At 71.0% G+C, this 23,633-nt stretch carries 21 protein-coding genes and 2 tRNA genes; 13 read left to right on the forward strand and 10 right to left on the reverse strand.

The features are described 5' to 3' along the window. Positions 1–25 precede the first annotated feature (25 nt). A complete protein-coding gene (locus FM119_RS11275) occupies positions 26–514 on the reverse strand; it encodes an aminoacyl-tRNA deacylase (RefSeq protein WP_087138193.1) in 489 nt (162 codons plus the stop codon). Between the two features lie 36 nt (positions 515–550). Here FM119_RS11275 and dusB point away from each other — a divergent pair, with 36 nt between their 5' ends. The 7 genes from dusB to FM119_RS11310 all read left to right on the forward strand — a co-directional run bounded on the left by dusB (position 551) and on the right by FM119_RS11310 (position 7,291). Then, complete coding sequence (dusB, locus tag FM119_RS11280) at positions 551–1,708, forward strand: tRNA dihydrouridine synthase DusB (protein WP_087138196.1); 1,158 nt, start codon at positions 551–553, stop codon at positions 1,706–1,708. After that, positions 1,659–2,981 (forward strand): deoxyguanosinetriphosphate triphosphohydrolase, encoded by a 1,323-nt coding sequence (locus FM119_RS11285; RefSeq protein ID WP_087138198.1) that lies wholly within the window; start codon positions 1,659–1,661, stop codon positions 2,979–2,981. Before dusB ends, FM119_RS11285 begins: the two co-directional genes overlap by 50 nt. 101 nt (positions 2,982–3,082) lie before the next feature. Next, on the forward strand, positions 3,083–4,933 hold the full coding sequence (dnaG, locus tag FM119_RS11290) for a DNA primase (RefSeq protein WP_087138200.1): 1,851 nt from the start codon (positions 3,083–3,085) through the stop codon (positions 4,931–4,933). Next, on the forward strand, positions 4,923–5,783 hold the full coding sequence (locus FM119_RS11295) for an ATP-binding cassette domain-containing protein (protein WP_143822698.1): 861 nt from the start codon (positions 4,923–4,925) through the stop codon (positions 5,781–5,783). The genes dnaG and FM119_RS11295 overlap by 11 nt, the downstream gene beginning before the upstream one ends. Before the next feature lie 69 nt (positions 5,784–5,852). Then, positions 5,853–5,925, forward strand: a tRNA-Asn gene (locus tag FM119_RS11300). Positions 5,926–6,101: 176 nt separating this feature from the next. Beyond that, positions 6,102–6,461 carry a Cd(II)/Pb(II)-sensing metalloregulatory transcriptional regulator CmtR gene (cmtR, locus tag FM119_RS11305; RefSeq protein ID WP_087138204.1) on the forward strand — a complete coding sequence of 120 codons (360 nt, stop codon included), beginning with the start codon at positions 6,102–6,104 and terminating at the stop codon, positions 6,459–6,461. Then, on the forward strand, positions 6,458–7,291 hold the full coding sequence (locus FM119_RS11310) for a cation efflux transmembrane domain-containing protein (protein WP_087138206.1): 834 nt from the start codon (positions 6,458–6,460) through the stop codon (positions 7,289–7,291). Before cmtR ends, FM119_RS11310 begins: the two co-directional genes overlap by 4 nt. Positions 7,292–7,394: 103 nt before the next feature. Here the strand turns inward: FM119_RS11310 and def are convergent, their stop codons facing one another. Continuing rightward, entirely contained in the window at positions 7,395–7,958 is a 564-nt protein-coding gene (def, locus tag FM119_RS11315) for a peptide deformylase (RefSeq protein WP_087138208.1), read from the reverse strand. A gap of 42 nt (positions 7,959–8,000) precedes the next feature. On the opposite strand from def, the gene FM119_RS11320 reads away from it, so the two are divergent. The 5 genes from FM119_RS11320 (at position 8,001) to FM119_RS11340 (ending at position 12,595) form a co-directional block, all read left to right on the forward strand. Continuing rightward, on the forward strand, positions 8,001–8,924 hold the full coding sequence (locus tag FM119_RS11320; protein WP_245827460.1) for a DMT family transporter: 924 nt from the start codon (positions 8,001–8,003) through the stop codon (positions 8,922–8,924). A gap of 224 nt (positions 8,925–9,148) precedes the next feature. Continuing rightward, positions 9,149–10,363 (forward strand): glycosyltransferase, encoded by a 1,215-nt coding sequence (locus tag FM119_RS11325; protein ID WP_420845590.1) that lies wholly within the window; start codon positions 9,149–9,151, stop codon positions 10,361–10,363. Between the two features lie 61 nt (positions 10,364–10,424). Next, positions 10,425–10,501, forward strand: a tRNA-Ile gene (locus FM119_RS11330). Between the two features lie 231 nt (positions 10,502–10,732). Next, complete coding sequence (locus tag FM119_RS11335; protein ID WP_245827462.1) at positions 10,733–11,791, forward strand: NAD(P)-dependent alcohol dehydrogenase; 1,059 nt, start codon at positions 10,733–10,735, stop codon at positions 11,789–11,791. A 300-nt stretch (positions 11,792–12,091) separates the two neighbouring features. Continuing rightward, positions 12,092–12,595: a DUF3145 domain-containing protein gene (locus FM119_RS11340; RefSeq protein WP_087138214.1), complete on the forward strand. Its 504-nt coding sequence runs from the start codon at positions 12,092–12,094 to the stop codon at positions 12,593–12,595. Positions 12,596–12,730: 135 nt separating this feature from the next. On the opposite strand, the gene FM119_RS11345 is transcribed toward FM119_RS11340, so the two are convergent. From FM119_RS11345 to aceE, 6 genes are all read right to left on the reverse strand, one after another. Then, positions 12,731–13,975, reverse strand: coding sequence for a beta-ketoacyl-[acyl-carrier-protein] synthase family protein (locus FM119_RS11345; protein ID WP_087138216.1), 1,245 nt, complete (start codon positions 13,973–13,975; stop codon positions 12,731–12,733). Between the two features lie 91 nt (positions 13,976–14,066). Beyond that, complete coding sequence (locus FM119_RS11350) at positions 14,067–14,315, reverse strand: acyl carrier protein (RefSeq protein WP_087138218.1); 249 nt, start codon at positions 14,313–14,315, stop codon at positions 14,067–14,069. A 67-nt stretch (positions 14,316–14,382) separates the two neighbouring features. Continuing rightward, positions 14,383–15,387, reverse strand: coding sequence for a beta-ketoacyl-ACP synthase III (locus FM119_RS11355; RefSeq protein WP_087138220.1), 1,005 nt, complete (start codon positions 15,385–15,387; stop codon positions 14,383–14,385). An 11-nt stretch (positions 15,388–15,398) separates the two neighbouring features. Then, positions 15,399–16,316 carry an ACP S-malonyltransferase gene (locus tag FM119_RS11360; protein ID WP_087138222.1) on the reverse strand — a complete coding sequence of 306 codons (918 nt, stop codon included), beginning with the start codon at positions 16,314–16,316 and terminating at the stop codon, positions 15,399–15,401. Positions 16,317–16,420: 104 nt separating this feature from the next. After that, positions 16,421–17,641, reverse strand: coding sequence for a PucR family transcriptional regulator (locus FM119_RS11365; RefSeq protein ID WP_087138224.1), 1,221 nt, complete (start codon positions 17,639–17,641; stop codon positions 16,421–16,423). 6 nt (positions 17,642–17,647) lie between these two features. Further along, on the reverse strand, positions 17,648–20,377 hold the full coding sequence (aceE, locus tag FM119_RS11370) for a pyruvate dehydrogenase (acetyl-transferring), homodimeric type (RefSeq protein WP_087138226.1): 2,730 nt from the start codon (positions 20,375–20,377) through the stop codon (positions 17,648–17,650). A 208-nt stretch (positions 20,378–20,585) separates the two neighbouring features. Here aceE and FM119_RS11375 point away from each other — a divergent pair, with 208 nt between their 5' ends. Continuing rightward, positions 20,586–21,062 carry a peroxiredoxin gene (locus FM119_RS11375; RefSeq protein WP_087138228.1) on the forward strand — a complete coding sequence of 159 codons (477 nt, stop codon included), beginning with the start codon at positions 20,586–20,588 and terminating at the stop codon, positions 21,060–21,062. 122 nt (positions 21,063–21,184) lie between these two features. On the opposite strand, the gene FM119_RS14265 is transcribed toward FM119_RS11375, so the two are convergent. Then, positions 21,185–22,753, reverse strand: coding sequence for a helix-turn-helix transcriptional regulator (locus FM119_RS14265; protein ID WP_087138230.1), 1,569 nt, complete (start codon positions 22,751–22,753; stop codon positions 21,185–21,187). A 188-nt stretch (positions 22,754–22,941) separates the two neighbouring features. Next, the coding region (locus tag FM119_RS13925; RefSeq protein WP_420845589.1) for an Ig-like domain-containing protein at positions 22,942–23,633 on the reverse strand (692 nt) is incomplete at its 5' end.

A 23,633-nucleotide genomic window follows, 5' to 3' on the forward strand; every position in this document is an offset into this window, starting at 1 on the left:
TGCCGCCGGCCGCGACAACGGCGGATCAGGGCGACGCGGAGATGTCGGCCACGACGGCGTCGTAGGCCCGTACGAGGGCGTCGGCGTAGACGAGAGCGCTGCGCCCCGCGACGCCGGAGCCGAGTCCAATGCGTCGTCCGACGACGGAGGCGTCCAGCAGCACACGGCGGGTGGGGGAGCAGCCGAGGGGCGTGATCGTGCCGCGGCGGTAGCCGGTGGCCCGGAACGCCTCCTCCGCGTCGGGCAGTGTGACCCGATTCACCCCGAGAGCCCGGCGCACCTTCGGCCAGTCCAGGCTTCGGTCGCCGGGCACGAGCGCGAGCAGGTAGTCGTCCGGCCCCGTCCGCAGGAGCAGCGACTTCACCAGCGACGACGCGCTCAGGCCGATCGCCGCCGCGGCCTCGGGGAGCGAGGCCGCGCCGGCGTTGTCACGGAACTCGACCTCCAGGCCGCGCGAGCGCGCGTCATCCGCGGCCCGGTCGACATCGCCGGTGGGGGACTCCGTCGTCGTCATCGATTCACGCGCCTTTCTGGGACAATGGGAGCAGACATGCCTACCTCCACCATAAATCCGTCGCCCGCACTGTCGATCGGCCCGCTCGCCCTCGACGTGCCGGTCATCCTCGCGCCGATGGCGGGGATCACCAACACCGCGTTCCGCCGCCTCTGCCGTGAGTACGGTGCCGGGCTGTACGTGAGCGAGATGATCACCGCCAGGGCCCTGGTCGAGCGGACTCCCGAGACCATGCGGCTGATCACGCACCACCCCTCGGAGACGGTGAGGAGCATCCAGCTGTACGGCGTCGACCCGTACACGATCGCGGAGAGCGTGCGCATCCTCGTCGGCGAGGACAGGGCCGACCACATCGACCTGAACTTCGGCTGCCCCGTGCCCAAGGTCACGCGGAAGGGCGGTGGGGCGGCCCTGCCGTGGAAGGCCACGCTGTTCGAGCGCATCGTCTCCGCCGCCGTCACGGCCGCGGGCGACGTCCCGCTGACGGTCAAGATGCGCAAGGGCATCGACGAGGACCATCTGACCTACCTCGACGCGGGGGCTGCGGCGGAGCAGGCGGGGGTCGCCAGCATTGCCCTGCACGGCAGGACCGCGTCCCAGCACTACTCCGGTCAGGCCGACTGGGACGCGATCGCCCGGCTCAAGCAGCACGTCACGAGCGTGCCCGTCCTCGGCAACGGGGACATCTGGAGCGCCGAGGACGCACTGCGTATGATGGCGGAGACCGGCTGCGACGGCGTCGTGGTGGGGCGCGGCTGTCTCGGACGGCCCTGGCTCTTCGGCGACCTGGCCGCGGCGTTCTCCGGGTCGGACACGCGCTTCCGGCCCGGCCTGAGCGAGGTCGCGGCGGCCTTCCGCCGCCATGCGGAGCTGCTCAGCGAGTTCTTCGAGTCGGAGGAGCGCGGCTGCAGGGACGTGCGCAAGCACGTCGCGTGGTACTTCAAGGGCTACCCCGTCGGTGGGGGGCTCAGGACGCAGCTGGCCACGGTCGAGAGCCTCGACCAGCTCGACGAGCTCCTCGCCGGGCTCGACCACTCCCAGCCCTACCCCGGCGACGGGGCGGAGGGTCCGCGCGGACGGGCAGGACACCCGAAGCGCACGGCGCTGCCGGAGGGCTGGCTGGACTCGCGCGAGCTCGCCGAGGATGAGCGCTGCGGCCTCACGGAGGGCGAGGGGGACACCAGTGGAGGGTAGCCAGCGCTGGTCCGGCTACCGCGACCGCGACGAGGAGCGCTGGCTCCCGGAGGAGCACTCGTCCCGACGGAGCGACTTCGCGCGCGACAGGGCCAGGCTGCTGCACTCCAGCGCCCTGCGCAGGCTCGCCGCGAAGACGCAGGTGCTCTCCCCGACGGCCGGGGTGGACTTCGCCCGCAACCGGCTCACCCACTCCCTCGAGGTCGCGCAGATCGGCCGCGAGCTCGCGGAGCGGCTCGCCCTCGACCCCGACGTGGTCGACACCGCCTGCCTGGCGCACGACCTCGGCCACCCTCCCTTCGGCCACAACGGCGAGCGCGCCCTCAACGAATGGTCGCTGGCGATCGGCGGCTTCGAGGGCAACGCGCAGACGTTGCGGATCCTCAGCCGCACCGAGCCGAAGGTCCTCGGACCCGATGGACGCAGCTACGGGCTCAACCTGACCAGGGCGAGCCTCGACGCGAGCTGCAAGTACCCGTGGCCGCAGTCGGAGGGGGTGCCCGACCCCGGCGGGCGCCAGAAGTTCGGCTTCTTCGACGACGACCGTGAGGCGTTCCTCTGGCTCAGGGACGGCGCGCCGGAGCGGCGCCCGTGCATCGAGGCGCAGGTGATGGACCTCTCGGACGACATCGCGTACTCGGTGCACGACTTCGAGGACGCCATCGTCAACGAGTACATCGACCCCGCGTTTCTCAGCGCCAGGGCGGGGCACCACTCCCTCATCGACGCCATCGTGCGCTGGGCCGGCGACGAGTTCGGCTCCGACGAGATCGCGGAGGCCTTCGAGCGCCTCGCCGGCGAGGAGCTGTGGCTGCGGCGCTGGTCGGGCTCCTTCGCCGAGCTCGCCCAGCTCAAGAACTTCACCTCCCAGATGATCGGCCGCTTCTCCAGCGGCGCGATGCGCGCCACGAGGGCGGCCTACCCGGAGGAGAGCCTGGCCCGTTTCGGCGCCGACCTGATCGTGCCCTCCTCCATCAGGGCCGAGATCGCGGTGCTCAAGGGCGTGGTGGCGAACTTCGTGATGGCCAGCGACCAGCGTCAGCCGATCTACCGCCGCCAGCGCGAGCTGCTGCTCGGGCTGGCGGAGGCGATCTGGGCCGGGGGCGACGCGGCGCTTGACGCGGTGCACAGGGCGCGCTGGCTCGGCGCCGCCGACGACGCCGCGCGGCGGAGGATCGTCGTCGACCAGGTCGCGTCACTCACCGATCAGTCGGCGCTCGCCTGGCACGCCCGGCTCGTCGAGGGCGACGTTCTCGCGACCGGCGCCTATTAGCGTCCCGGCGGTGCCTGGCGTCGCCGACGGGGTGCCCGCGTCCGCTGCCGGCGGACGCGGTCCGGGTGCCGGCCGCCCATCCGGACAGTAGGATGGTGCCCATGGCCGGACGCATCCCTCCCAGCGACATCGAGGAGATCAAGTCCCGCACGAACATCGCCGACATCGTCTCCGAGCACGTGACTCTGAAGTCGGCGGGGATCGGCTCGATGAAGGGCCTGTGCCCCTTCCACGACGAGCGGACGCCGAGCTTCCACGTGCGGCCGCAGCTCGGCTACTTCCACTGCTTCGGCTGCGGTGAGAGCGGGGACGCGATCTCGTTCCTGCAGAAGATCGACCACGTCACCTTCTCCGACGCGGTGGAGCGTCTCGCGGAGCGGATCGGCTACACGATCCACTACGAGGAGGGGCAGCGCTCCGACGAGCAGGACGGCCCGCGCAGGGCCAGGCTGCTCGCCGCGAACCAGGCGGCCGAGAGCTACTTCCGCGACCAGTTGCAGACGCCGGATGCGGACGCGGCCAGGCGCTTCCTCGGCGGGAGGGGCTTCGACCCCTCGGCGGCCGAGCGCTTCGGCGTCGGCTACGCGCCCCAGGGCTGGGACGGGGTGACCTCGGCCCTGCGCTCCGCGGGGTTCAGCGATGCGGAGCTGCTCGCCGCCGGCCTGGTCTCGCAGAGCGACAGGGGCGGCGTCTACGACCGCTTCCGCGGCAGGGTCATCTGGCCGATCCGCGATGTCACGGGTCAGACGGTCGGATTCGGAGCGCGTCGCCTGTTCGACGACGATAAAGGGCCGAAGTACCTCAACACCCCGGAGACCGCGGTGTTCCACAAGGCCCAGGTGCTCTACGGCCTCGACCTGGCCAAGCGCGACGTGGCCAGGCAGAAGCAGGTCGTCGTCGTGGAGGGCTACACCGACGTCATGGCGGCGCACCTCGCTGGGGTGACGACGGCCGTGGCCACCAGCGGCACCGCCTTCGGTACCGACCACATCAAGCTGATCCGCCGGATCATGGGCGACGACGGTGCCGGCGGCGGCGTGGTGTTCACCTTCGACCCCGACCAGGCCGGTCAGAAGGCCGCGATGCGCGCGTTCGCCGAGGAGAGGCGCTTCTCCGCGCAGACCTACGTGGCCGTTCCCCCCGAGGGCCTCGACCCCTGCGACCTGCGTCTGGCCAAGGGGGACCAGGCGGTCAGGGATCTCGTCGACAACCGGGTGCCCCTCTTCGAGTTCGCTATCAGGCAGGTGCTCTCACGCTTCGATCTGGAGAGCGTGGAGGGCCAGGTGCACGCGTTGCGGGAGGCCGCACCGATCGTCGCGGAGCTCCGTGACCCCGCGGTCAGGCCGCGCTACGTCCATGTCCTCGCCCGCTCGCTCGGGATGGACCTCGACGAGGTCCAGTCGGCCGTGACGGCGGCGGGACGCGTCGGCGGGCAGGAACTCGCGCCGCCTGACCCCGACGACGGCTACAACACGCGGCCTGCGGGGCTGAGGGACCTGCCTCAGGACCCGGCGACGAGGCTCGAGCGTGACGCCCTCATGGCCGTGCTGCAGTACCCCGACCTGGTCGGTGCGCAGCGGGCGGCGGGTGTGGCCCTCGCCACGGTCGAGGAGGCCACGCTCGCCACGGTGAGGGACGCCGTGGCCGCCAACCTCGGCGGCTACGGAACGCAGGGCTGGGTCGATCGGCTCATCGAGACCGCACCGCAGCCCTACCAGGCGCTCATCAGGGAGATGGCGATCGCGCCGCTGCCGGAGCGAAGCGAGGACCAGCTGGCGCCGTACGTGCGCGGCATCACGGCCTCGCTCATCGATCGGGACTCCCTGCGTCAGACGCACGAGCTCCTGCGTCGGCTGCAACGGACGAGCCCGACCGACCGCGAGGCGTACCGAGAGATCCAGACCCGGCTCGTCGAGCTCGAATCAGAGAGGCGTGCGCTTCGTGAAAGCTGATTACACCAGGGACGCCCCGGTGTCCCTCGTCGTCGACGACCTGACCGTCCGTTACCAGGGCGCGTCGGGTCCCGCCGCGAGCGGGGTGAGCTTCAGCCTCGCCGCGGGCGAGCTCGTCGCCATCATGGGGCCGAGCGGCGCGGGCAAGTCGGCGCTGCTGCGCGCCCTCGCGCTCGGCCAGGACTACTCCGGCTCGGAGGCGGCCGAGATCGTCGGGGGTGCGGCGTTCATCAGCGGAGCGCCGGTGCGGTCCGCGGGAAAACGCGAGCACCTCTTCGCCCAGCACGAGATCGCCTATCTCCCGCAGAATGCCGGTGCGGCGCTGCCGGGGGGATCCTCGATCGGGGACTTCCTCAGCGCGCCCCTGATCGCCAGGGACAAGCGGGCGGACCGCGGCGCGGTGGGGGAGCGCGCAGCGCGCAGCATCGACGCCGTCGGGCTGACGCTGTCGACCCTCAGCCTCTTCCCGAGCGAGCTCAGCGGCGGCCAGCGCCAACGGGCGGCGATCGCCAGGGCGTTGATGATCGGGCCGCGCCTGCTGCTCGCGGACGAGCCCGCCTCCGGGGTGGACCCCAGCGTGAGGGGCGTCATCGGCACGCTGCTGCGGACCGGACTCGAGGCGGGGATGGCGGCTGTCGTCGTGTCCCACGACCTCGAGCTCCTCGTCGCGCTCGACGCGAGGGTGATCGTCCTCGACGCCGGGGCCGTGGTCGCGGATGGTCCCCTGTCGGAGTTGCTGGCCGAGGGGCGGACGCCGTTCCTCGCCTCCCTCGCGGGCCTGTCCGCAGCGGCGGGTGAGCAGCCCGACACCGAAGGACGGGACGGCGCGGGCAGAGCCGCGGGCCGGTGACACACCGGTGCGGCGCGTTTTTGCGCGACCCGTCGACTTTGCTAAGGTGGTAACCGCTGATCGCAGTGATCCTCGATAGCTCAATTGGCAGAGCAATCGGCTGTTAACCGATAGGTTGTTGGTTCGAGTCCAACTCGAGGAGCTTCTGGCCCTCTCCCTCCGGGGAGAGGGCCTTTTTCATGCGATCCGCGGGTGTCGCTGCTTGTGGTGTGCCGTTGCCCGCGAGTGAGGTTGCCCGCGAGTGCCGCGACGTTCTTCCGCGCGGCCGCCGCGCGAAGCCATCGGTAATCACGTCAGTGCCCGCTGTATAGTCAGTACATGCTGACTCTTGCTTCCCGGCTCGACGTGCTGACCCGGCTCGGTCGTGCCATGGCCGATCCGACGCGCTCCCGGATCCTCCTCGCGCTCCTGGAGGGGCCCGGCTATCCGGCCCTGCTCGCGCGCGACCTCGAACTGACCCGCACCAACGTGTCCAACCATCTCGCCTGTCTGCGCGGCTGCGGCATCGTCACGGCCGAGCCCGAGGGCCGCCGCACCCGCTACGAGATCGCCGACCGGCATCTCGCCGCCGCGCTGGACAGCCTGATGCGCGCAACGATCGCGGTCGACCGTTCCGCACCATGCCTTGACCCCGCCTGCACCGTCGCGGGCTGCTGCGACGACGAGGCCCGTCCATGAGCACCGCCGCCGCGACCGCGGCACCGGCGACCGCCGAGCGGACGACCCAGCTGCGGCGACGGGTCAGGCTGATCGTCGGCATCACGATCACGTGGAACGTCCTCGAGGCGGTGATCGCGATCAGCGCCGGGAACGCGGCGTCCTCCGCCGCGCTCATCGGGTTCGGGCTCGACTCCGTCGTCGAGGTGCTGTCGGCCGCCGCCGTCGCCTGGCAGTTCGCCTCTCCGGACCCGCAGCGTCGGGAGCGTGTCGCCCTCCGCGTCATCGCGGTGTCGTTCTTCGGACTCGCCGCTTACGTCGGCGTCGATGCGACCCTGTCGCTGACCGGTCTGCGCGAGGCGGAGCACTCGCCCGTCGGCATCGCGCTCGCGGCGCTCAGCCTCCTCGTGATGCCGTTCCTCAGCTGGTGGGAGCGTCGCACCGGAAGGGAACTCGGGTCCGCATCGGCGGTCGCTGACGCGAAGCAGACCCTGCTCTGCACGTACCTGTCGGCCGCGCTGCTCGGAGGCCTGCTGCTCAATGCGCTGCTCGGCTGGGCCTGGGCCGATGCCGTCGCGGCGTTGGTGATCGCCGGCCTGGCGGTCAGGGAGGGAGTCAACGCCTGGCGAGGGGAACTGTGCTGCCCTGCACCGGTTGGCGCTGCCGCCGAGGCGGTCGAGGACAGCCGCACCGCGCTCGAGGTCCGTGCCGCTCGCGACGTCTGCGGGGGCGGCTGCTGTGCGCCGTCGCAACGCGAGCCGCAGAGCGATGGCGATGGCGATGGCACGGGCCTCCTCGTCGCCGAGATCCGCGACAGCGAGGGCGACCGGATCGCGCGCAGGAATCGCTGAAAGGAATCGAGGAACGCGTCCGCGCGGCGCACCGACGACGACCCTCCGGAGCCACGTCCTCCGGTGACGGCGCGGCCCGTCCGCGGTGGGCTGCCGTCTCCGCTCAGCCCTCCAGCTGGTCGAACCCCGGAGTCCAGGCCTGCTCGGGGCGACCCCAGCCGCGCTTGCGCATCGTGCGCAGCACCGAGCGGTCGAACTGCGAGTCCAGCCGGTCCAGGTAGAGCGAGCCGTCGAGGTGGTCGAACTCGTGCTGCAGGATGCGCGCCCTCCACCCCGACACGGCGATGTCGATCGGCGAGTTGTCGCCGTCCACCGCACGGAGCCGGGCGTGCTCGGAGCGCACCAGCGGGTACCGCTCGCCGGGGAACGACAGGCAGCCCTCCTCGTCGTCCTCGCCGCCGGCGACGGCGGGGGCGGGTGTGATCCACAGCTCGGGATTGATCGCGACCCCGCGCCACGGGATGCCGTCGTCGTCGGGGTACGAGTACACGAACAGTCGCAAGCCGACACCCACCTGGGGCGCGGCCAGCCCGACGCCCGGTGCTGCGTCCATCGTCTCGAACATGTCGGAGATCAGCTCATGGAGCGACTCGTCGAAGGAGGTGACGGGGGCGGCGGGGGAGTGCAGCACGGGGTCGCCCGCGATCCTGATCGGGAGAATAGCCATGGCGTCGAGCTTATCCGTCGCGACGCCGGGTACTGTCGTAGGGTGCTCCTCGCTGACAACGACCTGACCGACCTGACCGAGCAGTTCACCCGCGACCCCAGTCAGCTCATCGGCATCCCCCTCGCCCTCGCCGGCGCCGTCCTGCTGTCGTTCGGGGCGCAGTACCAGCACAGGGGCGTCGCCAAGGTCGAGGCGCGCTCCCAGAACGCGGTCACGGGGCTGAACGGCTCACAGCTGCTCTCGCTGCTGAAGCGGCCATCGTGGGTGGCCGGCACGCTGATGCTCGGGCTGGCGATCGTGCTGCAGCTGAGCGCGCTGTCGTTCTCCCCGCTGATCCTCGTGCAGCCCCTCGGCGCGGTCGCCCTCGTCGTCACCGCCGTGCTGAACTCCCGGGTCGCCCGGGTGACATTGAACCGCGCGTCGAAGATCGCCATCGGTGCGTGCGCGGGCGGTGTCGCGCTGTTCGTCGTCATCGCGTGGCTCGCCGGCGGCGAGAAGCAGATCTCGGATCGCCAGCTCATCACCGTGCTCGTGATCCTCGCGGTCGTGCTCGTGCTCGCCATCACCGGCTTCGTCATGATGAGGGACCGCTCGAAGGCGGTGTTCTACATCATCGCCGCCGGCTCCATCTACGGTTTCGTCGCCACGCTCGCGAAGGTCATCATCAACCGGTTCCAGCACGGCAACGTCGACGGCCTGACCGTGCTCTGCCTGGTCGGGCTCCTCGCCGCCACGGGCATCGGCGCCTACTTCGTGCAGAACGCCTACTCGTCCGGCCCGCCCGACCTGGTGATCGCCGGGCTCACGGTCATCGACCCGATGGTCGCGGTCGCGATCGGCATCATCGTGCTCGGTGAGGCACAGGGGGCGTCCGGCTGGGCGTACCTCGGCTTCGTCGTCGCGGGAGCGATCGCCGTGTGGGGCGTCTTCCAGCTCGCGCGGCATCATCCGCAGGTACGAAATTAGCCGGAGCGGCTGAGGGCCGTGCTCCCTCGGCGGTCGGAACTCGCGGTGTCGCTCCGGTCCGGTCGCTCCCCGCTGGCTAGACTTGGGGTCGTTTGCCGACGCCGAACCCACGACGCCGACGGGACACGACCGCCACACCCCTCGGCGGGCCCGCGATCAGAACAGGAACGAACCGCACCTTGTCGAAGCGAGACCAGAGCAGCCCCGAGTCCACCCCCGACGCCGTGACCGCGGCTCAGGGGACGGCCCCCTCGGCCGGAGCCGAGTCGTCCCGGCCGCCGCTGCGGGTACTGATCGGCGCGGACACCTTCGCGCCAGACGTCAACGGCGCGGCCCGCTTCGCCGAGCGACTCGCGGCCGGACTCGTCGAGCGCGGTCACGACGTCCACGTCGTGGCACCCGCCGCCTCGCGGCGTCACGGCACGTGGCCCGAGCGGCACGAGGGGCAGACGATGACACTGCACCGGCTGAAGAGCTGGCGCTGGTACCCGCACGACTGGCTGCGCTTCGCCCTGCCCTGGCGGATCAGGCGCAACTCCGCCCGGATCCTCGACGAGGTCAAGCCGGACGTGGTGCACTCGCAGTCCTTCATCGTGATCGGGCGGGGGCTGAGCCGTGAGGCGCAGAAGCGCGGCATCCGGGTGGTCGCGACGAACCACGTCATGCCGGAGAACATGCTCGAGTTCACGCTGCTTCCCAAGGCGGTGCGGCGCAAGGCCGTCGAGATCTTCTGGAAGGGCGCGCGCCCGATCCTCGACATCGCCTCCGCGGTGACCACCCCGACCCAGAAGGCCGCGGACTTCCTCGAGGCGTCGGCGGGCATCACCGGCGTGCACGCGATCTCCTGCGGCATCGACGCGCACATGTACACGCCCGACTTCGACAGCCCGCGGAGCAACCGCATCCTCTTCGTGGGGCGGATCACCGGTGAGAAGCAGATCGACGTGCTGATCAAGGCGTTCGCGCGGCTGCCCTCCTCGCTCGGCGCGACGCTGGAGATCGTCGGCGGAGGCGACCAGAAGAAGAACCTGGAGAACCTGGCGGCGCACCTCGGCCTCGGTGACAGGGTCGTGTTCACCGGCTACGTCACCGACGAGGAGCTGCGCCAGGCGTACACGCGGTCGACCGTCCTCGCCATGCCCTCGGTCGCGGAGCTGCAGTCGATCGTGACGATGGAGGCCATGGCCTCCGCGCTGCCCGTCGTGGCCGCCAACGCGATGGCGCTGCCCCACCTCGTCCACGACGGCGTCAACGGCTACCTGTTCGAGCCGGGCGACGTCGCCGAGCTGGCTGAGCGACTGAGCACGGTGCTCACCTCGGATGACGAGGAGCTGCGACGGATGAAGAATGGCTCCCTCGAGATCGTCGCCGCCCACGACATCCAGCGCACCCTGAGTACCTTCGAGGCCCTGTACCGCGGCGAGGACGTGCCCGAGTAGCTCGGTTCGCCGCCCGCGGGCGGGTATCGTAGGCGTGGGCGCCGCCGACGGCGACCCATCGGGGGCGTTAGCTCAGCCGGTTAGAGCAGCGGACTCATAATCCGTCGGTCGCGGGTTCAAGCCCCGCACGCCCCACCATCCCCGTCGCCTCGGCACGGTCGCGGATCGGCGTGCCCGCCACCGCGGCCGTCGGCCGTGCCCCCGTGTTCCGGCGCGCAGCGGGGTGCCCGTGCAGGCGGGTGGACGCACGGGCATCGCACCCGCGCTTGTCGCGGGGGCCCGTGCGACGATACGCTCGGCGCAGCAGTCGACCTCCCTCCTCATCCCACCGCAGCGGCGCGGTGCGCCGCACGTAGAGAGGATTCACCCATGTCATCACCCGTCACCCGCCCGTCAGGACTCCCCAAGCAGATGAGGGCGAGCGTGCTCAGTGCCCCCGGATCGGTGTCCGTCGAGTCCCGTCCGACACCCTCGCCCGCCGCGGACGAGGTGCTCGTCCGGGTCGGCTCCGTCGGGGTCTGCGGCTCCGACGTGCACTACTACCAGCACGGCCGGATCGGCGACTTCGTCGTCGAGAGCCCGCTCGTGCTCGGCCACGAGGCGGGAGGGGCCATCGTGCAGGTGGGTTCGGCCGTCGAGGCCTCCCGGGTGGGCGAGCGCGTGTCGATCGAGCCGCAGCGGCCGCGGGGCGACTCCGCCGAGACCCTGGCCGGCCACTACAACCTGGATCCGGCGATGGAGTTCTACGCGACGCCTCCGATCGATGGGGCGTTCGCCGAGTACGTGCTCATCCAGTCGCACTTCGCGCACCGGGTGCCCGACAGCGTCAGCAATGACGCCGCCGCGCTCATGGAGCCGCTCTCGGTCGGTATCCACGCGGCACGGAAAGCGGGGATCACCGCGGGGTCCCGAGTCTTGATCACCGGCGCCGGGCCGATCGGCGTCATCTGCGCGCAGGTCGCACGGGCCTTCGGCGCGCTCGAGGTGGTCGTCAGCGACCTGAGCGAGGTCCGCAGGGCGCAGGCGCTCCGCCTCGGTGCGACGCAGGCACTCGACCCGCGGGTCGACCCCATCGAGAGCCTCGGCGTCGACGCCTTCATTGAGGCCTCCGGGGCGGCACCGGCGATCCGTCAGGGGCTCGCGGCCCTGCGTCCGGCGGGGACCGCCGTGCTCGTCGGAATGGGTGCGGACGACCCCGCCCTTCCGGTCCACCTGATTCAGAACAAGGAGCTCCTCGTCACCGGGGTGTTCCGTTACACGAACACCTGGCCGCTCGCGATCGCGCTCGTCGAGTCGGGGGCCGTCGACCTGGACAGCCTGGTCACGGGGCGTTTCGCCCTCGACGAGGTTGAGGCGGCGCTGTCGGAGAGCACGCGGGAGAGCTCGCTGAAGACGATCGTGGAGCCGGGCAGGCTGAGCGACAGCTGATCCACGAGGCCCGGCACGGCTCCCGCGTCTGGCACTCGTCTCCGGCCGTCCGATGTCTCCGGCCAACCGATGTCTGCGGCTTCGGGCGGATCGGTGTCTCGCTCGGTTCGCCCTGCCCCGGCGATGGGCTCGCGGTTCACGGCTGCGTGAAATCCGCGCGTGGCGGTGCTTGTGCCGTCGCTGTTCCCGGGTGACAATGATCGCGAGGGCCGTGAGCCCGTCAATCGAACAGCACCGCACGCCGCAGTCGGCACCGGATCAGGACGTTGGGGAAGACGCACCTGATGATCGGAGGACACGATGGTGGCAGTCGGACGCGGGTGGATCCTGATCCACTCAGCACCGAGGGCGCTCGCGCCCCACGTCGAGTGGGCCGCGGGGCGCGGTCTGGGGAGCGCGCTCAGCTTCAGCTGGGAGGCGCAGAAGATCATGCCCAACACGGTTCGCGGCGAGGCCGCGTGGCAGGGCAGGGCTGGTGACGGCGCCGCCATCGCCTCGGCGCTCCGCGGCTGGGAGCACCTCAGGTACGAGGTCGTCGAGGAGCCGAGCGAGGGCGTCGACGGCGCGCGCTGGATGCACACCCCCGACCTCGGGATCTTCCACGCCCAGACCGACACCGCGGGCAACATCGTCGTCCCCGAGGACCGGATCCGCAGCGCCATGGCCGCCGGACGCCACAGCGGGGCGTTCGAGCTGACCAGGGAGCTGTCGCTGGCTCTCGGGCAGGCCTGGGACGACGAACTGGAGCCGTTCCGTCAGGCCAGCGGCCCCAACCCCGTCGTCTGGCTGCACCAGGTCGGCTGAAGCCACGGTCGTCCGTGGCGGCCTGCGGTGTCGGTGTCCTCCCCGGTGCTGCGTCGGACGAAACGGACGATCGCGAGGAACAGCAGGGCCCGGGTCGATCGACCCGGGCCCTGCTTCGTGCGGAGGGGAGGTGGTTCAGTCCTCGAAGGTGCGGAATGCGGCGACGGCGTTGTGGCCGCCGAAACCGAACGAGTTGCTGATCGCCAGCAGCGGACCGTCGCCGAGCGGCCGCGGCTCCGTCACCACATCGAGCGGGATCTCGGGGTCCTGCTCGACGAGGTTGATCGTCGGGGGGGCGACGCGCTCGTGCAGCGCCTTGACCGTGAAAAGCGCCTCGATCGCTCCCGCACCGCCGAGCAGGTGCCCGGTAGACGCCTTCGTCGCCGACACGGGGATGCTGCCGAGTCGCTCGCCGAACACACGTCGGAGCGCGTTGTACTCGGCGATGTCGCCGACCGGCGTGGACGTTGCGTGGGCGTTGATGTGTGCCACGTCGTCGAGCGAGGCGCCCGAGTTCTCGACGGCGGTGATCATCGCTCGCGCCGCGGCAGAGCCCTCCGGGTCCGGAGCGGTGATGTGGTACGCGTCGCTGGTGACGGCGCCGCCGACGACCTCGGCGTAGATCCGGGCACCGCGCGCCTGCGCGTGCTCCAGTGTTTCGAGGACGAGGGCGGCCGCGCCCTCGCCGAGGACGAAGCCGTCCCTCGACACGTCATAGGGGCGGGACGCGGTCGCGGGCTCGTCGTTGCGCTTCGACAGCGCCTGCATGGCGGCGAACGCGGAGACGGGGAGCGCGTGGATCGCGGCCTCGGAACCGCCCGCGACGACGACGTCGGCCAGGCCGGCCTGCAGGTGGTCGTAGGCGTTCGCGATCGACTCCGTGCTCGAGGCACACGCCGAGACGACGGTCCGCTCGCCGCCCCTGGCGCCAAGGTCCATGCCGATCGCGGCCGCCGGGCCGTTCGGCATGAGCATGGGGACCGTCATCGGCAGCACGCGCCGGGGGCCGCGCTCCCTGAGGGTGTCCCAGGCGTCGAGCAGGGTCCAGACGCCTCCGATGCCCGTCGCCCAGTCGACGAGCAGACGCTCGGGCTCGACGCCCGGAGCTCCCGCATCGGCCCAGGCCTCACGGGCGGCGATGAGCGCGAACTGGCTGGACGGGTCGAGGCGCTTGACCTCGCGACGCTCGAGGACGTCGGCCGCGGGAACGGCGGCGGAGGCGGCGAAGGTGACGGGGACCTCGTACTGGGCGACCCAGTCGTGCTCGAGGGTGCGGGCGCCCGAGGCGCCGGCAAGAAGATTGGTCCAGCTCTCCGCGGCGGTGCCGCCGAGCGGGGTGGTCGCACCGATACCGGTGACGACGATGCGTGTGGTGGTCATTCGACGGTCTTTCGATTAGCGGCCGGAGGTCACCGGCCCGGCAGGGCTTCGCTCCGGAGGAGCGAGCCCTGCCAGCGGATACAGGCTGTGACTAGGCCTGCGCCTTCACGATGAAGGTGACGGCGTCGTTCACGGTCTTGAGGTTCTTGACCTCGTCGTCGGGGATCTTCACGTCGAACTTCTCCTCGGCGTTGACCACGATGGTCATCATCGAGATCGAGTCGATGTCGAGGTCGTCGGTGAACGACTTGTCGAGCTCGACGGTGTCCGCGGCGATGCCGGTCTCGTCGGTGATCAGTTCAGCCAGGCCCGCGAGGACCTCTTCGTTGGACAGTGCCATTTTTTTCTCCTTGGGTGTCGAGTGACCGCCACCCAGTTTAGGTGAGCGCGGCCGCGGGACGGTGCATTTACGGGAGGACGACGACCTGCGCGCCGTAGACCAGGCCGGCGCCGAAGCCGATCTGGAGCGCGAGGCCGCCGGAGAGCTCCGGGTGTTCGGCGAGCAGACGATGCGCGGCGAGCGGGATCGACGCCGCGGAGGTGTTGCCGGTGTCGGCGATGTCGCGAGCGATCGCCACGGTGTCGGGCAGCTTGAGCTGCTTGGCGAACTCGTCGACGATGCGCATGTTCGCCTGGTGGGGGATGAACGCGGCCAGGTCCTCCGGCTGCACCCCCGCGGCCTCGAGCGTGGCCTTCGCCACCTTGGCCATCTCCCACACCGCCCAGCGGAAGACCGTCTGGCCCTCCTGGCGGATCGTCGGCGCGTCGACGTCGCCCGCGCGCCACTGGTCGAAGGTGGCCGTCATTCCGATCGTGTCCCACTTGGAGCCGTCGGAGCCGAGGGAGGAGACCGAGATGCCGGGGGTCTGGCTCGGGCCGACGACAGCGGCGCCCGCACCGTCGCCGAGCAGGAACGAGATGGTGCGGTCGGTGGGGTCGATGATGTCGGAGAGCTTCTCGGCGCCGACGACGAGGACGTACTCGGCGACGCCCGCCCTGACGAGTGCGTCGGCCTGGGCGATCCCGTAGGTGTACCCGGCGCAGGCGGCGGAGATGTCATAGGCCGCGGCCGGGTTGGCCCCCACCCGATCGGCGAGGAGCGCGGCCATTGAGGGGGTCTGCACCGTGTTGCTGATGGTGGCCACGATCACGGCGCCGATCCGCTCGGCCGGGATGCCGGAGCGTTCGATCGCCTCGAGCGAGGCGGTGGTCGCCAGGTCGACGGCGTGCACCTCCGCACCGGCACGGGCGCGGGTGATGACACCGGTGCGCTGCCGGATCCACTCGTCGGAGGAGTTGATCGGCTCGATGATGTCGGCGTTCGGCACTGCGTGCTCGCCGCGCGCGGCGCCGAGGCCGAGGATGCGCGTGAACTGGGGGCCGGTGGACTGGGTCAGTCGTGGTGTGGTCAACGTGGGTCCGTTCAGCGTGTGGTGCTCAGCAGCTCGACGGCTGCATCGAGGTCGTCGGGGGTGCGCACGGCGACGGTGGGGACGCCCCGCATCGCGCGCTTGGCCAGTCCGGTGAGCGCACCGGCGGGGGCGAGCTCGACGAGCCCGGTGACGCCGAGCTCGACGAAGGAGTCCATCGTCCGGTCCCAGCGCACCGGCGAGGCGACCTGGGTGACGAGGAGGTCGGCGAACTCCGTGCCCGAGGTGACGGGGGCCCCGTGGTTGTTGCTCCACAGGCGGGTCTCGGGGTCGTGCGGGGTGAGCGAGGTGCGCACGGTGGCGAGCGCGTCGCGGGCGGGGGCCATGTAGCGGGTGTGGAACGCCCCGGCCACCTGGAGCGGGACGACGCGGGTGCCGCGCGGGGCGCGCTCGGCGAGCTGTGCGAGCGCGCCGAGGTCGCCGGCGACCACGATCTGTCCTCCGCCGTTGAAGTTCGCCGGCTCGAGGCCCAGCTCGGACACGAGCGCGAGCACCGTCGCCTCATCGCCGCCGAGCACCGCGCTCATCCCTGTCGGGACGGCCGCGGCCGCGGCGGCCATGGCCCTCGCCCTGGTGGACACGAAGCCGAGGGCGTCGTCCTCGCTGAGCACGCCGGCCGCCGCTGCCGCGGTGATCTCGCCGACCGAGTGGCCGGCGAAGCCGTCGACCGGTCCGGAGATGCGCTCGCGCAGGGCGTTCAGGGTGACCAGGCCGGCCGCGACGATGAGCGGCTGGGCGACGGCGGTGTCACGGATGGTGTCCTCGTCGGACACGGTGCCGTGGGCCGTGAGGTCGAGCCCCGAGGCCTCGGAATAGCGCTCCAGCGCGGCCCCGACGCCGTCGAGATCGAGCCAGGGGGTGAGGAAGCCGGGTTTCTGAGAGCCCTGTCCCGGGCAGACGATCACAATCACCTGACTAGTCTGCCCGGGATGGGCCGGGATGCCGTGCACATTTTCTCCAACACGGGGAAGGAGCTTTGTTCTCGGGGCTACAAGAGGGAGCGTGCGGACGGCGGCTACCGCTTGGCCTGCCGCGATGCCGGACGGGCGCGCTCGTGGTCGGCGATCGAGCCGAGGATGAGCGCGGACTGCAGGATGAGCGCCTCGCGCGCCCCCGTCGCATCCCAGCCGATCACGTCGGACACCCGCTTGAGCCGGTACCTGACCGTGTTCGGGTGCACGAAGAGCTCGCGTGCCGTCGCCTCCAGTGAGCGCCCGTTGTCCAGATACGCCCACAGGGTGAGGACCAGGTCGGACGAGTGCGCCTGAAGGGGGCGGTAGATGCGGTCGACCAGGGTGGTCCGCGCCTGGGCGTCCCCGACGAGCGCGCGCTCGGGAAGCAGATCGTTCGCGTGCACCGGGCGCGGCGCGTTGCGCCAGGCGTGCGCCACGGCGAAGCCGGCCAGCGCGGAGCGCGCGCTGCTCGACGCGTCGACGAGGCTGGGAACGGTGTGCCCGAGCACGAGGAAGCCGTCGCCGAAGCCCCGCTCCAGTGCAGCGGCGATCTCCATGAACCCCGGGCCAGGGGCGGCGCCGTCGGACTCCTCGTCGTCGTCGCCGTCGGGGGCGTCCGCCTCCGCGCGGCCGATGACGAGCACGAGCCGCTTGCCCTGGACACCGATCAGCACGTCAGCCTTCATGTGCCTCGACGTGCGGCGGAGCTGGTCGACGTCGAGCTGGGGAGGGGTCGTGCCCACGAGCACAGCGACCTCGCCGTGGCCGTGCCAGCCGAGCGCGGCGATCCGGCTCGGCAGCTCGTCGTCCGTCTCTCCCGAGAGGATCGAGTCCACGACGAGGGCCTCGAGCCGAGCATCCCACAGCCCCCTCGCCTCCGCCGCTCTGGCGTAGACGTCGGCGGCGGAGAAGGCGATCTCCCTGGAGTACAGCAGCACCGCCTCGCGCAGCTCCTCGCTGACGCCGGAGACTCGCTCCTCGAAGACCTCGACCGTCACGCGGATCAGCTGGAGCGTCTGCTGCAGGCTGACGCTGCGCAGCAGCTCCCGCGGCGCCGCGGCGAAGACGTCAGCCGCGATCCAGGGTGTCGCCTTCGGGTCGTCGTACCACGCGATGAACGAGGTGATCCCCGCCTGGGCCACCAGGCCGACGGCACTGCGCCGGCCCGGTGGCATGTCGGAGTACCAGGGGAGCTCCGTCTCCAGTCGCTTCACCGTGAGCGTCGAGAGCTCACCGGAGATGCGCCGGAGCCAGTCGAGCGTCTCCGCTTTGCTTCGCGGCACGACGGACTAGCTCTCGCCCCCGGCGTTGCCGGTGCTCCCCGCGGTGACGTCGTGCAGCTGGTAGTGCTCGATCGCCTCCTGGGGGATCCCGGCGTCCAGCTCGCCCCGCGCGACGAGCTGCTCCAGGATGCGCACAACGATCGACGGCCCGTCGATCTTGAAGAACCTCCTGGCCGCCGCGCGCGTGTCGGAGAATCCGAAGTCGTCGGCGCCGAGCGTCGCATAGTCGCCGGGCACGAAGGCACGGATCTGGTCGGGAACGGCGTGCATGAAGTCCGACACGCCCAGCACGGGACCCGTCGCCTCAGCGAGCTTGTCGCTGAGGTAGGCGGTCTTCGGCTCGGCCTCGGGGTGCAGGAAGTTGTGCTCCTCGGCGGCGAGACCGTCGCGGCGCAGCTCCGTCCAGCTGGTGACGCTCCAGACGTCGGCGTTCACGCCCCAGTCGTCGCGGAGCAGCTGCTGGGCCTCGAGGGCCCACGGCACGGCCACGCCGGACGCCAGGATCTGAGCCGACGGCCCCTCGGAGCCGGTGGCGGGCGCGATGCGGTGGATGCCGCGCACGATGCCGTCCACGTCGACGTCCTCCGGCTCGGCCGGCTGGATGATCGGCTCGTTGTACACCGTGAGGTAGTACATGACGTTCGGGTCCTCGTGCTGGCCGCCGTACATCCGCTCGATTCCGGCACGGACGATCCGGCCGATCTCGTAGCCGTAGGCCGGGTCGTAGGACACGACCGCCGGGTTCGTCGAGGACAGCAGCAGCGAGTGGCCGTCGGCGTGCTGCAGGCCCTCGCCCGTCAGCGTGGTCCGGCCCGCGGTGGCACCGAGGAGGAATCCGCGCGCCATCTGGTCGCCCGCGGCCCACAGCGCGTCCGCCGTGCGCTGGAACCCGAACATCGAGTAGAAGACGTACACGGGGATGAGCGGCTCGCCGTGTGTGGCGTAGCTCGTGCCGAGGTTGGTGAAGGCCGCGGCCGCGCCCGCCTCGTTGATGCCGACGTGCACGATGTGGCCCTGGGGGCTCTCCTTGTACGCCAGCAGCAGCTCGCGGTCGACGGAGAGGTAGTTCTGCCCCGAGGGGTTGTAGATCTTCGCGCTCGGGAAGAACGCGTCGATGCCGAACGTCCTCGCCTCGTCGGGGATGACGGGCACGAGCCGCTCGCCGAAGTCCTTCGAGCGCATCAGGTCCTTGAGCAGCCGGACGAACGCCATCGTCGTGGCGATCTCCTGCGTGCCCGAGCCCTTCTTCGCGATCGCGTAGGCCTTGTCGTCGGGAAGCGAGATCGCCGTGTGCTTGCTGCGCCGCTCCGGCAGATAGCCGCCGAGCGAGCGCCGCCGCTCGTGCAGGTACTGGATCGCCTCGTCATCGTCGGACGGCTTGAAGTACGGCGGCTGGTAGGGGTTCTCCTCGAGCTGCGCGTCCGTGATCGGCACGTGCATCTGGTCGCGGAAGGCCTTGAGGTCCTCCAGCGTCATCTTCTTCATCTGGTGCGTCGCGTTGCGGCCCTCGAAGTGCGGACCCAGGCCGTAGCCCTTGATGGTGTGGGCGAGGATGACCGTCGGCTGACCCTTGTGCTCGCTCGCGGCCTTGAAGGCGGCGTAGACCTTGCGGTAGTCGTGGCCGCCGCGCTTGAGGTTCCAGATCTGCTCGTCGCTGTAGCCCTCGACCAGCTTCAGCGCACGCTCGTCGCGGCCGAAGAAGTTCTCGCGGACGAAGGCGCCGTTCTCAGCCTTGTAGGTCTGGAAGTCGCCATCGGGGGTCGTGTTCATCAGGTTGAGCAGCGCGCCCTCGTCGTCGCGGGCGAGCAGGTCGTCCCACTCGCGGCCCCAGACGACCTTGATGACGTTCCAGCCGGCGCCGCGGAAGAAGCTCTCCAGCTCCTGGATGATCTTGCCGTTGCCGCGCACCGGGCCATCGAGGCGCTGCAGGTTGCAGTTGATCACGAAGTTGAGGTTGTCCAGGCCCTCGTTGGCGGCCACCTGGAGCTGACCGCGGGACTCGACCTCGTCCATCTCGCCGTCGCCGAGGAACGCCCAGACCTGCTGCTCGCTGGTGTCCTTGATGCCGCGGTTCTGCAGGTAGCGGTTCGTCTGCGCCTGGTAGATCGCGTTGATCGGGCCGAGGCCCATGGACACGGTCGGGAACTGCCAGAACTCGGGCATGAGCCGCGGGTGCGGGTACGAGCTGAGACCGCCGTCGTTGCGGGACTTCTCCTGGCGGAAGCCGTCCAGCTGGTGCTCGCTGAGCCGGCCCTCGAGGTAGGCGCGGGCGTAGGTGCCGGGGGAGGCGTGGCCCTGGATGAAGACCTGATCGCCGCCGGAGGGGTGGTCCTGGCCGCGGAAGAAGTGGTTGAAGCCGACCTCGTACAGCGCGGCGGAGGAGGCATAGGTGGAGATGTGTCCGCCGACGCCGATGCCGGGCCGCTGCGCGCGGTGGACGGTGATGGCCGCGTTCCAGCGGATCCACGCCCGGTAGCGGCGCTCCAGCTCCTCGTCGCCGGGGAACGCCGGTTCGTTCTCGGGCGCGATGGTGTTGACGTAGTCGGTCGTCGGGACCATCGGGATGCCCAGGTGCAGTTCGCGGGAGCGCTTCAGCAGGCTGAGCACGATCTCGCGTGCGCGCTGGCGACCGTGCTGCTGCACCAGGCCGTCGAGGGACTCACGCCACTCGGCGGTCTCCTGGGGGTCGGAGTCATTGTTGCTGACCGAGTACGGGTCCTGGTCGTTTACAGTCACCGTCGACCTTTCTCTCTGGGGCAGATCGTGCCCGTGTGCGGTGCCGACGCCGGTGCGTGGGCACGAGACGGTGCCTGTCGAGCACCACCGTTCAGCCTATCTTCTCCGTCGGCCAGTATTCGACCTTGGCGGCGCGTTGCACCGGGTTTAGGATGGCGGCTGGCCCGCAACCCCTGGCCACCACACACGCCCCACACGGAGGACCCCCTTGGCTCTGGAAAACGCCACCCAGGCACCCGACTTCGAGCTGCGGAACCAGTTCGGTCAAAGCGTCACCCTCAGCGGATTCCGCGGGACCGGAGCGGTCGCACTGGTGTTCTTCCCTCTGGCGTTCTCCGGCATCTGCACGGGGGAGCTGTGCGCCCTCCAGGACAACCTGGCCGAGTTCGAGGAGGCAGGCGTCACGGTCGTCGGCATCAGCGTCGACTCCAAGCACACGCTGCGCGCGTGGGCGGAGGAGCAGGGGTACAGCTTCGACCTGCTCGCTGACTTCTGGCCGCACGGCGCCGTCGCGAAGGAGTACGGGGTGTTCCTCGAGGACAGGGGCGTGGCCAACCGCGCCACCTTCCTGATCGACACGGACGGTGTCATCAGGGCGAGCTTCATCACGGCCCCGGGCGAGGCGCGCCAGATGGACGCCTACCGCCAGGCCGTCGCCGAACTGCGCGAGGTCGCGGCGGTCTGAGTCCCGTCGCCGCTCCACCGCGGTGCCGCGGCTTCGGGGAGGGCCGGACGACGGCGAGCCCGGGCGGCCGGGGGCCGGTGCAGCCAGGGGTCAGTGCTGCCCGGGGTCAGTGCTGCCCGGGGTCAGTGTTGCCCGGGGTCGTCGACGATCCCGAGGCGCCGGATGAGGTCGCGCGCCTCCGCCCTGGTCGTGACGCCGAGCTTGCGGTAGACCGACTTCAGCTGCGTCTTCACGGTGTTCACCGACACGCTGAGACGCAGCGCCGACTCGGGCACCGTTCGGTCGGTCACGATCGAGTGGGCCACGGCCAGCTCGCGGGGGGACAGTCGCACGACCGCGGTGTCGGGCACGACGGAGACGACCCCGTCGCAGGCTGCGACGTAGGCGTCACGGAGCGGAACGCTCACCGAGGGGGCCAGCGCGCTCAGCACCCGTGACGGCACCAGCGTGAACATCCGGGGGCGGCGCCCGTGGACGAGCACCGCGGCGAGGGCGTCGGCCCGGTCGGGGACGTGCCCGAGCTCGACGGCGATCCAGGCCCGCAGCAGCGAGAGCTCTTCACGCGTCGTGAGCGGGAGGTCCGGGTCGTGCCGGATGTGCGCCACCTCCTGTTCGGCGCGCCGGGCGCCGCCACTGACGACGGCGAGGCGGAGGCGGGCGATCGCGGTGAGTCTGCCCTGGTGCGTGCTCTGCTCGGCGATCCGCCGCGCCGCGCCGTACTCTCCGGAGCACACGGCCGCGTCGATGCAGCCCGCGTCGAGGGCGTCGATCGCGAGCGGCGACATCGCCGTCGCTCGGGAGGTGCGCAGCAGTCGGGCCCACTCGGCGACCGTGCCGGGCGACAGTCGTGCGAGCGCGCGCCTGGTCTCGATGATGAAGCGGATCGGCCAGAGCTCGTTGAGGGTGTCCATCGCCATCGCGAAGCCGGTATCAGGCAGCCCGACGACGGGGTCGCGCTCGACGGCCATGAGGTCGCGGGCCATGTTCTCGGCGTCGTGCATGACGGCGCGCATGATCGGTGTCGGCTCCGGCATTGCCGCGCAGGCCGCGAGCGACGCCCTGGTCACGCCCTCGTTGCCGCGCAGCGCATGGACGAGCGCGAGCTTGGCCGTCGCCTCCCGCGTGAGGATGGTGTTCCCGATGGCGATGGCGATCTGCCTGGCCGCCTCGAAGTCGGCGACGGCGGTGGAGCTGTGCGACATGAGGATCGCCGTGACGCCGCAGTGCAGCAGGGCGAGGGACTGGAGCGAGGGGGAGACCTCGTCACCGGGACGCCGGCCCTGCGCGAGGATGCTGCGGATCAGATGGGCGGCCGCGTCCGCGTCGGCGAAGTCGCCGTGGAGACGGTGTCGGAGCATCTTGTCGAACACGTCGGCGACGCGATGAGCGCGTCCCGGCGGGGCGCTCCGCTCACCCGTGCCGACGCCGGAGGGCGCGATCGCCTCCTGCGGCGTCAGCAGCACGCAGAGCGCGGCGACCGCGGTCAGCTCCGGATCCGCGCTGATGAGCTCGGGTGGAAGGGCGTTGAGCGCGCGGACCGTCGTCTCTCCATCCGCGGCGAGCAGGGGCCAGAAGCCCGTGCGGAGGAGCGCGGCCACGGCGTGGTGATCGTCGTCGTGGAGCGCGCTGCGGAGGCTGGTCAGATCACCGCCGAGGTCGGGTGCGGTGCCTGTCGGGGGGATCGGGGGCATCTCGGGAGAATTCTATCCGGTGGAGGGGTGAGGGTGGTCGCCGGTCGTGGGTGGTGGATCGCGGGTGACCGGTGGGGTACGGCGCGTCGGGCCGGCGTCGGACGCGGGCCCGGATACGAGTCGGGCGGGCGGGGACCGAATCCCCGCCCGCCCGCGTCACGGCACACCGGTGGGGCGCCGCGACGGTGTCACTCCGTGCGCGAGGCGCGGCGGCGAACCAGGAGTCCGCCGAGCACAGCCGCGGCGGCGAACAGTGCGCCGAGGAGCACGCCCGTTCCGGCGCCGGTGGAGGCCAGGCCCGCGGCCGAGGACGTGTCGTCCGAGCCCTGGCCGGGCGTTGCCACCGTGGTCGGAACGCTCGACGTGGTCGACGGGCTGCTCGGGGCAGGCGTCGCCGGCTCGCTCGGGGTCGGCTCCGGGGTGTCCGTCGCCGGCGGCGTCGTCGGTACGACCGGGGTCGTGATGTCGACGTTGAGGGTGCTGGTGGCGGTGAGGCCGTTCTCGTCGGTGACGGTGTAGGACTGCTCGGTCACGGGGCCGGTGTAGTCCTTCTCCGGGGTGAACGTCGCGACGACCTCGCCGTCGACGAGCTCGATGCTCCACACGCCCTCGCCGGGGACGGTCGTGCTGGTCTCGCCGTTGTCGAAGGTGACCGAGGTCAGCGGGCTGTTGCCCGGTGTGGTCTCGGGCCGCAGGGTCGCGGTGGTGTTCGGGTTGATCGTCTCGCTGGCGGGCTCAGCGGCCGGGGGCGCGGTGATCGCGACCTCGAGGGTGCCGGACGCGGTCAGCTCGTTGGCGTCGGTGACCGTGTAGGACTGCGACGTGACGGGGCCGGTGTAGTCCTTCTCCGGGGTGAACGTCGCGACGGGCTGGCCGTCGA

This window comes from Mycetocola reblochoni REB411 (assembly GCF_900163835.1).
Taxonomy (GTDB): domain Bacteria; phylum Actinomycetota; class Actinomycetes; order Actinomycetales; family Microbacteriaceae; genus Mycetocola_B; species Mycetocola_B reblochoni.

Bases quoted from the DNA above. Each gene is read 5' to 3' on its own strand.
- cmtR (WP_087138204.1), top strand. From the start codon at position 6,102: ATGCTGACTCTTGCTTCCCGGCTCGACGTGCTGACCCGGCTCGGTCGT.
- def (WP_087138208.1), bottom strand. From the start codon at position 7,958: ATGGCTATTCTCCCGATCAGGATCGCGGGCGACCCCGTGCTGCACTCC.
- dnaG (WP_087138200.1), top strand. From the start codon at position 3,083: ATGGCCGGACGCATCCCTCCCAGCGACATCGAGGAGATCAAGTCCCGC.
- FM119_RS11340 (WP_087138214.1), top strand. From the start codon at position 12,092: ATGGTGGCAGTCGGACGCGGGTGGATCCTGATCCACTCAGCACCGAGG.
- FM119_RS11350 (WP_087138218.1), bottom strand. From the start codon at position 14,315: ATGGCACTGTCCAACGAAGAGGTCCTCGCGGGCCTGGCTGAACTGATC.
- FM119_RS11335 (WP_245827462.1), top strand. From the start codon at position 10,733: ATGTCATCACCCGTCACCCGCCCGTCAGGACTCCCCAAGCAGATGAGG.
- FM119_RS11310 (WP_087138206.1), top strand. From the start codon at position 6,458: ATGAGCACCGCCGCCGCGACCGCGGCACCGGCGACCGCCGAGCGGACG.
- FM119_RS11345 (WP_087138216.1), bottom strand. From the start codon at position 13,975: ATGACCACCACACGCATCGTCGTCACCGGTATCGGTGCGACCACCCCG.
- FM119_RS14265 (WP_087138230.1), bottom strand. From the start codon at position 22,753: ATGCCCCCGATCCCCCCGACAGGCACCGCACCCGACCTCGGCGGTGAT.
- FM119_RS11275 (WP_087138193.1), bottom strand. From the start codon at position 514: ATGACGACGACGGAGTCCCCCACCGGCGATGTCGACCGGGCCGCGGAT.
- dusB (WP_087138196.1), top strand. From the start codon at position 551: ATGCCTACCTCCACCATAAATCCGTCGCCCGCACTGTCGATCGGCCCG.
- FM119_RS11285 (WP_087138198.1), top strand. From the start codon at position 1,659: ATGAGCGCTGCGGCCTCACGGAGGGCGAGGGGGACACCAGTGGAGGGT.